The sequence below is a fragment of the Acidicapsa ligni genome, from assembly GCF_025685655.1.
GTDB lineage: Bacteria > Acidobacteriota > Terriglobia > Terriglobales > Acidobacteriaceae > Acidicapsa > Acidicapsa ligni.
Window position 1 is genome coordinate 465284 of sequence record NZ_JAGSYG010000004.1, and the last position, 12185, is coordinate 477468.

General features: G+C 58.2%; 9 protein-coding genes. 1 reads left to right on the forward strand and 8 read right to left on the reverse strand.

What is annotated here, in order from left to right:
• Window positions 1–15: 15 nt before the first annotated feature.
• The 8 genes from OHL19_RS16215 to OHL19_RS16250 all read right to left on the reverse strand — a co-directional run bounded on the left by OHL19_RS16215 (window position 16) and on the right by OHL19_RS16250 (window position 11879).
• The gene (locus OHL19_RS16215; protein ID WP_263358771.1) at window positions 16–1290 is read right to left on the reverse strand and encodes an MFS transporter; all 1275 of its coding nucleotides are present in this window, start codon (window positions 1288–1290) and stop codon (window positions 16–18) included.
• Between the two features lie 12 nt (window positions 1291–1302).
• Window positions 1303–2718: a glucuronate isomerase gene (uxaC, locus tag OHL19_RS16220; RefSeq protein ID WP_263358773.1), complete on the reverse strand. Its 1416-nt coding sequence runs from the start codon at window positions 2716–2718 to the stop codon at window positions 1303–1305.
• A gap of 11 nt (window positions 2719–2729) precedes the next feature.
• Window positions 2730–3905 (reverse strand): mannonate dehydratase, encoded by a 1176-nt coding sequence (gene uxuA, locus OHL19_RS16225; protein WP_263358774.1) that lies wholly within the window; start codon window positions 3903–3905, stop codon window positions 2730–2732.
• A gap of 32 nt (window positions 3906–3937) precedes the next feature.
• The gene (locus OHL19_RS16230; RefSeq protein WP_263358775.1) at window positions 3938–4327 is read right to left on the reverse strand and encodes an RbsD/FucU family protein; all 390 of its coding nucleotides are present in this window, start codon (window positions 4325–4327) and stop codon (window positions 3938–3940) included.
• Between the two features lie 33 nt (window positions 4328–4360).
• Window positions 4361–6001: a UxaA family hydrolase gene (locus tag OHL19_RS16235; RefSeq protein ID WP_263358776.1), complete on the reverse strand. Its 1641-nt coding sequence runs from the start codon at window positions 5999–6001 to the stop codon at window positions 4361–4363.
• Window positions 6002–6096: 95 nt separating this feature from the next.
• Window positions 6097–7668 carry a glycerol-3-phosphate dehydrogenase/oxidase gene (locus tag OHL19_RS16240; RefSeq protein WP_263358777.1) on the reverse strand — a complete coding sequence of 524 codons (1572 nt, stop codon included), beginning with the start codon at window positions 7666–7668 and terminating at the stop codon, window positions 6097–6099.
• Window positions 7669–7739: 71 nt separating this feature from the next.
• On the reverse strand, window positions 7740–10055 hold the full coding sequence (locus OHL19_RS16245; protein WP_263358779.1) for a glycoside hydrolase family 2 protein: 2316 nt from the start codon (window positions 10053–10055) through the stop codon (window positions 7740–7742).
• A 129-nt stretch (window positions 10056–10184) separates the two neighbouring features.
• Window positions 10185–11879 carry a nitrite/sulfite reductase gene (locus OHL19_RS16250; RefSeq protein ID WP_263358781.1) on the reverse strand — a complete coding sequence of 565 codons (1695 nt, stop codon included), beginning with the start codon at window positions 11877–11879 and terminating at the stop codon, window positions 10185–10187.
• A gap of 29 nt (window positions 11880–11908) precedes the next feature.
• Between OHL19_RS16250 and OHL19_RS16255 the strand changes: the two genes are divergently transcribed.
• Window positions 11909–12154 carry a hypothetical protein gene (locus tag OHL19_RS16255; protein WP_263358783.1) on the forward strand — a complete coding sequence of 82 codons (246 nt, stop codon included), beginning with the start codon at window positions 11909–11911 and terminating at the stop codon, window positions 12152–12154.
• The last annotated feature ends 31 nt before the right edge of the window (window positions 12155–12185 follow it).

Genomic DNA, 12185 nt, shown 5'->3' on the forward strand with positions numbered 1-12185 from the left:
CCGGATGCAGCGTGGTTACGCAGTCGTAACGAGATCGTTTTTGGGGATCAGGATTTGTATGATCAGCAGAGCGACCAGGTAGGCTGTGCCTGCTACGAAGAAGATGGCCGAGTAGGAGTGATAGCGCTGCAGGACGAGGCCTACAATCCAGGCTGCGAGCATTCCGCCGATGGCCCCGCCGAAGCCCGCGAATCCAGTAACAGAGCCTACAAACGATCTGGGGAAGATGTCGGACGCGAGTGTGAAGATATTCGCGGACCAGCCTTGATGTGCTGCTGCAGCGAGACTGATGATTGCGATCGCAAGCCACAGTGTATGGATGTTTCCCACGAACATGATGGGAGTGATGGCGAGCGCGCAGGCGAGCATTGCGGAGCGTCGCGCGACCTTGATACTGAGGCCCATCCTGATGCCCTGTGCCGGTAGCCAGCCACCGAAGATACTGCCAACGCAGGCGGCGATGTAAATGATCATGATGGGCATGGCGAGGCCGGTAAGTTTGAGGGCAAAGTTGGCAGCGAAAAACTTTGGCAGCCAGAAGAGTAGAAACCACCAGACTGGATCGGTGAGGCCTTTGCCGATGAGGAGGGCCCATGATTGGCGATAGCCCAGGAGGCGTCTCCACGGGACTTTGGTCAGGACGTCGGCGGAGTCGCTGCGAATGTGCGTGAGTTCGTGTTCGGTGAGTTTGGTGTGGAGTTCGGGGCTTCTGTAGGTGGTCCACCAGAGGACGACCCAGATCAGGCTGAAGCCGCCAGTGAAGACGAAGGCCCATTGCCAGCCGAGGTGAGTGGCGATCCATGGGACGGAGAGAGGAACGAGGATGGCGCCAGCGCTGGTGCCGCTGTTGAAGAGGCCGGTGGCGAGTGCGCGCTCTTTTTTGGGGAACCATTCGGCGACTGTTTTGATTGCCGCGGGGAAGTTTCCCGATTCGCCGAGGCCGAGAAAAAAGCGTGAGATACCGAAGGAGAGCGCTGATCGTGCGAAGGCATGACTGATGGCAGCGAGGCTCCAGAGCGCGATGGTGAGCGTGTAGCCGAGGCGCACTCCGATGGTGTCGATGATGCCGCCGACAACGAGCAGGCCAAGCGCATAGGCGGCCTGGAATACGACGACGATGTAGCTGTACTGGAGCTCGGTCCAACCAATTTTTACTTGCAGTAGTGGCGCCAGGAAACTGAGGACCTGGCGATCCATGTAGTTGATGGTGTTGGCGAAGAAAAGGAGTGCGCAGATGCGCCAGCGAATGCTGCCCAGCTTGATTTTAATTGGCGCTTCATTGGTGGGCATCGTTGTCCTTGACTACGAGCGGGTTGTGGTTGGCAGGTTGAAGTAGCGGTTGGCGTTGTTGAAGCAGATGTCCTGCACCATGCGGCCGATCATTGCTTCGTCGTTGGGCAAAAGGCCGAGTTCCATTTCGCTGCCTAGGAGATTGCAGAGAACGCGGCGGAAGTATTCGTGGCGCGGATAGGACATGAAGGAGCGTGAGTCGGTGACCATGCCGACGAAGCGCGAGAGCAGGCCGACATTGGAGAGCGCGTTGAGCTGCATCTCAATGCCGTCCTTCTGATCGAGGAACCACCAACCGCTGCCGAACTGTACTTTGCCTGGGATGGATTCGGCGGAAAAGCTGCCGATGATGGTTGCGAATGCGTAGTTCTCGATGGGGTTGGAGTTGTAAATGATGGTTCTGGGCAGTGAGCCTGCGGACTCCAGCTTGTCGAGGAATAGGGCCAGTGCGTGGATCTGCGAGGTGCCGCCCATAGCGTCAAAGCCTGTATCCGGGCCATGAATGGCTTTGGCGCGTGAGTTTACGTTGCGCAGGGCGCCGAGATGCAACTGCATCGTCCAGTTGTGGGAGGCGTATAGCTGGCCGAGGAAGAACAGGACGTAGCTTGCGAATTTGCGATGTTCTTCGGGGCTTGCGGATTGGCCGCTGCGTGCCGCTTCAAAGATGGATTGCGCCTGCGTATCCGTGCATGGCTCGGCGAAGCTGATGTCGAGTCCGTGATCGGAGATGCGGCAGCCTAGGGCATGAAATGCATCGACGCGATTCTCAAGAGCACCAAGGAAGACCTTGAAGGAGTCGATGGTTGTTTCGGTGGCGGCTGCGAGCTTGCTTAGCCATGTGTTGAAAGCCGGCGCTGAATCTACGCGTAGCGATGCGTCTGGGCGGAAGGTGGGAAGGACGCGCGTGGCTAATCCTGAGGATGCGATTTGCTCGTGGTACTTGAGAGAGTCGGCGGGATCGTCCGTGGTGCAGATGGTGTGTACGTTGAATCGCCTGAGGATTCCGTCGACATCGAGGGAGCCGCTTTTGAGGACTTCATTGGCTTGCTGCCAGATGCGTGGAGCTGAGCTTTCGTCGAGCAACTCGGGGATGCCGAAGTAGCGGTCGAGTTCGAGATGCGTCCAGTGGTAGAGGGGATTTCGGAGTGTGTAGGGAACGGTGCGGGCCCAGGTCTGGAACTTTTCATAGGGCGATGCGTCGCCGGTGCAGAAGCGCTCAGACTCGCCATTGGCGCGCATGGCCCGCCATTTGTAGTGGTCGCCTTCGAGCCAGATTTCAAAGAGGTCGTTGAAGCGGCGATTCTCTGCTATGTCCTTTACGGGGAGATGGCAGTGATAGTCGAAGATGGGCTGCGGCAATGCGTAATGTTTGTAGAGACTGGCTGCTGCGTCGTTCTCTAACAAAAATCTATCGGTGATGAATGCCACGTGATCTCCTTTTATGTAAGCGCCTCTACGGCAGTCATTACGCCACGTAGTTCAGCTAGTCCTTTAAGCCTGCCGACTGCGGGATAGCCGGGAACTGCCGGGCGGCCGATGTCGGTGAGGATCTTGTTGCCGTGATCGGAGCGGAATGGAATCTCGATAGTGTCGCCTTGCTGGATACGACGGCGTTGTTCTTTGACCAGCTGTTGCATGAGCGCGACGATGTCGACATCTCCGGCGAGGTGCGGTGCTTCGTAAAAGGCGTCTCTGCCAGCTTCGTACCTGGTCGATCGCAGGTGGACGAAATAGATGCGCGAGGCGACGCGCTGGATCATGTCGACGAGATTGTTTTCTTTGCGAGCGCCGAGAGAGCCTGAGCAGAAGGTGATTCCGTTGGAGGGCTCGGGCGTTTGCTTCAGCAGGAACTCCAGATCCTCAATGGTGTTTGCGATGCGCGGCAGGCCGAGCAGGGAACGTGGTGGATCGTCGGGGTGGATGCAGAGGCGAACGCCGACTTCCTGCGCGACGGGGCAGACGGCGCGGAGAAAGTCACCGAGGTTGGCACGCAGACCGTCTGCACCGATGTCGGCGTAGCTGGCGATGGCGTTGCGAACGTAGTCGAGTGTGTAGATTTCGGTGGTTCCGGGGAGCCCTGCGAGCACGGTGGCGATGAGACGATCGCGCTCGGATTCACTCATCTCCTGGAGCCGTTGGTGAGCAGCGGATTGCTGCGCTTCGGTCCAGTCGGCGGCTGCGTTGGGGCGCTTGAGAATGAAGAGATCGAAGGCTGCGAGAGAGATGGCATCGAAGCGCAGAGAGATGGCTCCGTCCGCCAGTTGCCATTCAAGATCGGTGCGCAGCCAGTCGAGGACGGGCATGAAGTTGTAGCAGACCGTTTGAATACCGCAGGTGGCGAGGTTGCGAAGCGTGTCGCAATAGGCATCGATGTGCTGTTGCCATCGGGTGGTGCGCTTCTTGATGTCTTCGCTGACGTTGACGCTCTCGACGACGGACCAGCGCAGGCCTGCGGCCTGTACTTCGCGCTGGCGATCCTGAATGGCTGAGACTGGCCAGACTTGTCCGGGGGGAAGATCGTGCAGGGCGGTTACGATGCCGGTTGCGCCGGCTTGTCGTGCATCTGAGAGCGTGACATTATCGCGGGGCCCGAACCAGCGCCAGGTTTGTTCCATTGTCATTTCTCCGAGTATGGCGGCGCTTGCTGCTATGCCGATTCCAGAATGAGGTTTGCGTACTGCGTTGTATCGCCGGTGCGGATGAGGCCGATGGCATTGGGAATGCGCCGCTTGAAGTCTATGTGAGGCTCGTAGGTCAAAGGGATTCCGCTGAGCGTTGCTTCGAGTTTAGCGATTGCTGTTTTGGAGTTGGCAGAGAGAAACTCTTCCGCGGCGAAGGCGTGACCGATGGAGAAATTGTGCTTGATCGCATGGAGAACGTCGAGCACCTGGGGCATATCGTCTATGAGCGAGATGTCTATGGTTTCAATCTGCGGCCAGTAGGGAAAGCCACGGTCTGCGATGACGAGCGTGTTGGTATGGCGAACGCGGCTCAGCAGGGAGTTGATAGCTGGATTGAGAATTCCTGCTTTCAGCATGAGTGATCCTGGCTCCTGTCGATCAGCTACGGATTAGAGAGATACGCCGCGCTTCCACGGGATGAAGTCATCCTGACGAAGACCCTCGGCCTTGGTGTGTTTCGCCCCGTTGGCTACTTCAATAACGAGATCGAGAATGGACTCACCCATGGATTGGATGGTGGTAGCGCCGTCGATTACGGGGCCCGTGTCGATGTCGATGATGTCGGACATGCGCTGGGCGAGTTTGGTATTGGTGGCGAGCTTGATTACTGGCGCGATGGGGTTGCCTGTGGGCGTGCCGAGGCCGGTGGTGAAGAGAACGATATTGGCACCTGCGCCGACCTGAGCGGTGACGCATTCCACGTCGTTGCCGGGGGTGCAGAGCAATGTGAGTCCTGTGGCTTTGACATACTCCGGGTAATCGAGGACATCTTCGACGGGGGACGAGCCGCCTTTGCGGGCTGCTCCGGCGGATTTCATCGCGTCGGTGAGCAGGCCGTCGCGGATGTTGCCGGGCGACGGATTCATTTCGAAGCCGGAGTTCACGGCCTTGGCGCGGCCCTGGTAAGCGCGCATGAGCTGGATAAATCTATCGGCTACCTGCGAGTCTTCTGCACGGTTGATGAGGTTTTGCTCGGATCCGCAGAGTTCGGGGAATTCGGCCAGGATAGATTTGCCGCCGAGAGCGGCGAGGATGTCGGAGACATAACCGATGGCGGGGTTGGCGGAGATGCCGGAGAAGCCGTCGGAGCCCCCGCACTTCAGGCCGACAGTGAGTTTGGTGAGTGGAGCGGGTTGACGCTCGAATTTATTGGCCTCGACGAGGCCTTGAAATGTCGCGTGAATCGCGTCGGAGAGCATGGTGGATTCGAGGCCGGACTTCTGCTGATCAAAGAGCAGGACTGGCTTGGCGAATTGGGGATCGCGCTTGCGCAATTCTTCGAAGAGGTCGGTGGCCTGGGCGTTCTGGCAGCCGAGGCTGAGGACGGTAGCTCCGGCGACGTTGGGATGATGGATGTAGCCGGCGAGCAGGCCGCAGAGTGCCCGGGAGTCGTCGCGTGTTCCGCCGCAGCCGCCTTGATGGACGAGGAACTTGATTCCATCGACGTTGGGGAAGATGCGATCGGGGGCCGGGGTTGAATCCGCGGGGATGGCCGTTGGCGTGGAGCCTGACTGGCGATACTCCTGCAGGAGCGCGTGAACCTGTTGCCGATACTTTTTAGGGCGACCGTAGCCGAGTTCTTCTTCGAAGGCTTCGCGAAGGGCGTCGACATTGCGGTTTTCGCAGAAGACGAGCGGGATGACCAGCCAATAGTTGCGGGTGCCGACCTGGCCGTCCTGGCGGTGATAGCCATTGAACGTTCGCGACTGCCACTCTTGAACGTCGGGACCGACCCATTTGTAGTTCGATTGCTTGCCGGAAAATCCGGCTGCGTCATGGGCTACGTTGGACGTTGTGAGCAGGCCTCCGCGCGCGATTGGCTCTCGTACGCGGCCAACAATGACGCCGTACATCATGACTTCAGTGTTGATTGCAAAGTCTTCGGTTGCAAATTTGTGCTTGGCGGGAATGAGAGTCTGTACTGTATACGTCTGGCCGGAATGCTCGACTGTCGCGCCTGCGGGAAGGTCAGTAAGAGCGACGAGGACGTTGTCATGAGGGTCGAGTTTGAGGACTTTAGGGGCGGTCACGGGCGATCCTTGAGGCAGCATCGAAAGCTGATTCCTACCCAATCACTGTAACATCCGCAGTGTTGACGTTGCTTGCGTGCGCTGGCGGACGGGGTTTAGCTGTGGACGAGGTAGCGGTCTCCGAGGGCTGCAAAATCAGCGATCTGAGCCTCGATCCATGCGTCGTCGGCATTCAGTTCCCGGGCCATGATTGCTGCTACTTTTTCTGAGATGGCGAGGGCGGCATGAGCGTTGAGAAAGAGAGCGCGGGTGCGGCGCGCGAGCACATCTTCGAGGGTAAGGGCCATTTCGTTTCGCACGGCCCATATCACCTCTGCTGCGCAATATGTGAGATCGGGATGCAGGGGATCGAGGAGGGTTGGGTCGTTTGACGCTATGGCGCGGATTGCTGCCGCATCCGCTCCATAGACCCATAGATCTCCGAGTTCTTCGATGTTTTCGTAATAGCCGTGCAGCTTCAGGTCGCGGGTGACACATGGTGCGTCGCGCAGTGTGCCGAGGGTGATGGCATGGTTGACGCAGTCCTCTGCCATGTGCCGATACGTTGTCCACTTGCCGCCTACGATCGTGATGAGGCCGGAGTTATCAATGTGGACGGTGTGGTCGCGGGAGAGAGACGAGGTTTTTGTCGGGGAATCTTCCTGCATTTTCACCAGGGGACGAATGCCTACGTAGACGCTCAGGATGTCTTCGCGCTTTGGCGGACGGCTCAGGAACTGGGCCGCGGTATCGAGGATGAAGTCTATCTCTTCTTCAAAAGGAAGCGGGTCGTAGGATGCGTCCTGGATGGGTGTATCGGTCGTGCCGACTACGGTGTGCTTGTGCCACGGAATTGCGAATAACACGCGCCCGTCGCTGGTATGAGGAACCATAATCGCCGTGTCGGCGCGCAGGAAAGAGCGCTCGAAGACGAGATGGATTCCCTGGCTGGGTGCGATCATCTTCTTTGCTTCGGGGTCGGTCATGCGGCGGATCTGATCGGCGAAGATTCCGGTGGCGTTGATGACGACCTGCGCTGGTGCGGTGAATTGCTTTCCGCTCTCCGCATCGTTGAAGAGGACGCCGTTTGCGAAGCCATCGTTGTCTTTGGTGATTTCGATTACGGGCGCGTAGTTCAGAAGGGTCGCGCCGTGATCGGCGGCTGTGGCGGCCATGTGCATGAGCAGGCGGGTGTCGTCGAACTGACCATCGTAGTAGATGACTCCGCCGCGAAGGCCATCAGTCTGCAGATTCGGCAGTCTCTCCAGCGTTTCCTGCGAGGAAAGGATGCGCGATCTGCCGAAGCCGTACTTGCCTGCGAGGAGATCGTAGATCTTCATTCCGATGCCGTAGAAAGGGGCTTCCCACCAGGAGTAGTTCGGCACGATGAATGCGAGGTCGTGTACGAGATGTGGAGCGTTCTGACGAAGCAGGCCGCGCTCTTTGAGCGCTTCCATAACCAGGGAGATGTTGCCTTGTTCTAGGTAGCGGACTCCCCCGTGAATGAGCTTGGTGCTGCGGCTGGAGGTGCCTTTGCCGAAGTCCTGGGCTTCGAGCAAAAGGACGTCGAAGCCGCGCGATGCGGCATCGACGGCGACACCGACTCCGGTGGCACCGCCGCCGATGACGATCATGTCCCATGGCGTCGTGCGCTTCGCTACACGGTCGAGCATTTCCTGTCGGTTCATGTCTTATCCGCCGTGTCTATTTTTGATTCAATTGAGCTGGTTTGATTCAATTGATCGAGCGTGATCGTGGGTTAGGCGGCCTCAGGCGTGGATGCAGAGAGTTTGAGCTCAAGCACTTGTTTGCCCAGCACCGGGTGGGTGGCGGTCAAACGCGCTGTGCCTGGCTGATCTTTTGCGCGAATCCAGATTGCACCCGTGCCTCCGATGAGTGCAAATGGATTATCGCCGAGGATTTCGGCGGGGCCTTCCAGTTCGAAGTGAATAGCATCGGCGGCGAAGGGACGGATGGCGTTGAATTCATCTGTCACGCGCAGGACGATGCGGGTTGTGTCCGCGCCGTCTGCGACCAGCGAAAGATCATCGGGGAGCAGTGTGAATTTCTGATCGATGCCTTTGCCGGAGTAGCTCTTTTCAATGACCTTTTTGCCTGCGATGTAGCCCTCGATGCGCAAGTCTCCCCAGGGATCTGTCTTGCCGCCGATCTCTGTGACAAAGGGGGCGTAGTGGAGATGCGGAAACTGCGCGTGATCTGGGTCTACCTCGGCGATGACTTTGTCATTGACGTAGAACTTGAGATGGTCGCAGTTGGAGCAGACCAGAGCCTTGGAGAAACCGACGGACTGATCGCCGTTTGCCCAGTGGAAGGATGGTTCGAGGACGATTTCTTCTGCTGGATCACATTGCGATTTATAAAAGCCAGCGGCGGGTTTGGGCTCGCGGAAGATGTCGGTTACGCCGTGATAGCAGATGCGATCTCCGGAGCCGAAGTTGTTGTGCGTGTTGTAGTCGAAGGCGCACCAGGCGATGCCTCCGGCGTACTGTGGATCGGAGGCCAGTTGATCGTGAACGCGCGCGTGGCGGATGGTGTGTTCGGTGAGCCGCTCTACGTTGTCGATGGTCTTGGTGGGAAAGGTGTGGCCGACGAATTCGGTGTTCAGATAGCGAGGATGATTCGGCGCCTTCAATGGGAAGCCGAAGTCGTTCATGGTGAAGACATCTTCCAGAAATTCAGACTCCTGAAAGTAGCGGATGCCGCCGGTCTGCCGTGAGGGATCGAGGCTGTGTGCCATCGCATTCGTTCTGGTGTAGAAGTCGTGATTGTCGCGTGATTCGTTGATGCGCACGCCCCAGAGGATGATGGATGGGTGGTTCCAATCGCGGCGAATCATGCGGCTTACGTTGTCTACGGAGATGTCCTGCCAGGGCTTGTCGCCGATGTGCTGCCAGCCGGGGATTTCTTCGAGGACGAGGAGGCCGAGTTCGTCGCAGGCATCGAGGAAGTGGCGTGACTGCGGGTAGTGCGAGGTGCGCACGATGTTGCAATGCAGGTCTTCGCGCAGGATCTTCGCATCCTTACGCTGCACGCGCGCGGGCATGGCTTGCCCCACCCAGGGAAATGTCTGATGGCGGTCGAGGCCGCGCAATTTGATGACTTTGCCGTTGAGTTCAAAGCCATGGTCGGTGAAGGTGGCTTCACGGAAGCCGATCCTGCGGCTGTCCTGATCGATGACGCGATCGCCATGCAACAGCTTGACGTGGACGGAGTACAGGTTGGGATGTGTCAGATCCCAGAGGTCGATTTTGCCGAGATGGGCCAGCGTTACGGGATGCGAAACAGGGTCAGCCTGCGCTGAGGCGGCTTCCACTTTTTGGGATGTTTGCGCCAGTACGCGATCGCCATTTTGCAGAGTGATATTGAGAGTCAGCGGCTCGCTGGATGCTTCGAGATGCTGGATGAAGCAGTTCACTGCGACGGATGGATGATCTGTCAGAACATCTTTTGGTTCGGCGAAGATGTTTTCCAGGAAGCTCGGGGCGACGATCCGGAGGGCTACTTCGCGATAGATGCCGCCGAAAGTGAGGTAGTCCACTTGATAGCCAAAGGGAGGGATGTCCGGGCGTTCGGTGGAGTCGACATCGACTACCAGCACGTTCTCGCCTTCCCAGTTGATGTGCGGCGTGAGTTCAAAGGAAAAGGGAGTGAAGCCGCCTCGGTATTCGCCCAGCCGCGTACCGTTCAGCCAGACGGTGGACGCGGTCATGACGCCTTCAAAGTCCACGAAGACGTGACGGCCGCGCATGGAAGCGGGCAGCGTGAATTTGCGTCGGTATACGGAGATGAACTCGTAGGACTTTTCGTCGAAGCTGTGCCAGGGGAGCCTGATATTTGTGTGCGGAACGGTGATGCGATCAAAGGAGGAATCGTCAAAGCCTGGTTCGTGTGCCGCGGCGGAACTGGTCCTGCTGTATCGCCAGTTGCGATTGATGGGCAGGGTGACTCGGCCTTCGGATGAAAAGCTTTTCTTTTCTGCTGCAAGTGCTGGATGTGCAACGGTTGCAGTTGCAATGAGCGTACCTGTCGTCTTGAGAAAATCGCGTCTATCCATGGTGCAATCAGGCTCCTTCGGATCAAGGAGGATTATAGAGCGCAAAGCTATCTATTGGCGCACCTGTGAAGCAGGTCTGCGCCAATATACGATACGGCGAGAGATGGATGGTGGGGGCGTCGCCTGGACTCAGGCTCCCACGGGAACGCTTGAGTCCAGAACCATACGCAGCTCGTCGTTAGACCTGGCGGCGAACCAGGAGCGAAGATTTTCGTCGCCGCTACGGGTCTGCAAATAGCTGTTCAAGAGGCGTTCCAGGGCATCGGGAACTTCGGTGGAAAGGCAACGATAGTTCACGAGGCGAGCTACGCCTGCGTGTAGTCCCAGAGCTCCGCCCAGGGCAAAGGACCACGCGTCCATCAGCTTTCCGTCGTGCTTGATTTTTTTGCCTTCGAGGCCGACATCGGCGATCCAGTGCTGGCCGCAGCTATTGGGGCAACCGGTGATGTGGAGCTTGATCTGTTGATCGAAACCGGGGATGCGTGCATCCATTTCATCGACGAGCCAGCGGGCGAAGCCTTTGGTCTCGGTGATGGCCAGCTTGCAGAATTCGGTGCCGGTGCAGGCTACGGTGCCGCGCCAGAAATTGGTGGCTTCGACGGTGAGGCCGATGGATGAGAGGCCTGCGAGTACTGCATCCAGATTGGCTTTGGGCACGTTGGGCAGGATGAAGTTTTGCATGACGGTGGTGCGGATTTCGGCGCCGGCGTATTTCTCTGCGAGTGCCGCGACGGCGATGAGCTGTTCGCCACTGAGGCGGCCGTTGAGCACGGTTGCGCCGATTGAGTAGAGGCCGTCCTGCTTTTGCGGGCGGACACCGACGTGATCGCGGAAAACGTCATCGGGCACGGAATCATCAACCCCGGCTTCGAGCGTGAAGGAGAGCTTGCCTTTGAGTTCTTCGAGGAAGCGCTCGGCTGTCCAGCCTTCGCGAAGGAAGAGGTGCTTCATGCGGGCGCGGTCGCGGCTTTCGCGCAGGCCTTGCTGCTCGCGGAAGATTTCGATAATGCCACGCACGACTGCGACTGCCTTGTCTTCGGGGATGAAGGCATCCAGCTTGACGGCGAGGTGTGGATCGGCGGAGAGTCCGCCACCGACTCGCACGGAATAGCCAACTTCATCGCCACGCCGCACGGCAGTGAGTGCGACGTCATTGATTTCGGGGTAAGAGCACCAGACGGGGCATCCCGTAACGGTGATTTTGAATTTGCGCGGGAGATTGTAGAACTCGGAATTGCCGCTTACTTCGCGTGAGACAGCGATGGCCAGGGGCGATGCGTCGATGATTTCGTGAGCACCTAGACCTGCGACGGGGCAGCCGGTGACATTGCGAACGACATCTCCGCAGGCGCTGCGTGGGGACAGGCCGACTGTTTCGAGAGCCTGTACGGCCTCGGGCAGAGACTCGATGGTGAGCCAGTGCAATTGAATGGCCTGACGCACGGTGATATCGGCCAGATTGCGTGCGTGGTCGCGGGCGATGGTGCCGATTGCGCGGAGTTGCTCAGAGGTTGCGATGCCATTGGGAATGCCGATGCGCATCATGAAGAATTCGGTGGCTTTGCCCTCTCCGCCGGTGCCGCCGGTTACGCCTGCGCCATCTCCCTGCGTGTAGATGCCCCACCACTTGAAATAGAAGCTGGCCCATTCCGGCAGGACGCTCGCACGGCCCTGGCGGGCAAAGGCGCGAACTTCGTCGAAGGCTTCCCATGGATTCTTTTCGCGTTTGAGGCGCTCGGATTTCTGGGCTTTCGTTTCTTTCACTGCGCGGGGCTCTGCGGGATTCGCCGGGGTCTGATTTGCCTGGGTAGGGGGTGTGCTCATGACTGCTCCTCTAACGATGGTACAGGGGAATGATCAAACGAAGGATCAAACGAAAAAAATCGATTCTGCTACAGGGTGGTGATGGAGCCGAGGGTCGCCGGGGTGGTTTGGCTGGTTCAAGCATGACTGATTTGGGTGCAATCGGGGTATTCGATCATGAAAATAATGGAATTGGCTTCAAACGATCAGGAATTGAAGCTGAAAACAAAGAATTTGAAGGCTTAAGTAGCCGGGATGCGGCTAATATACTTGGAGCGCTTCGGAGGCGATTCTGAGGGGCTACAAATTTACAGCCTGAAAACATTG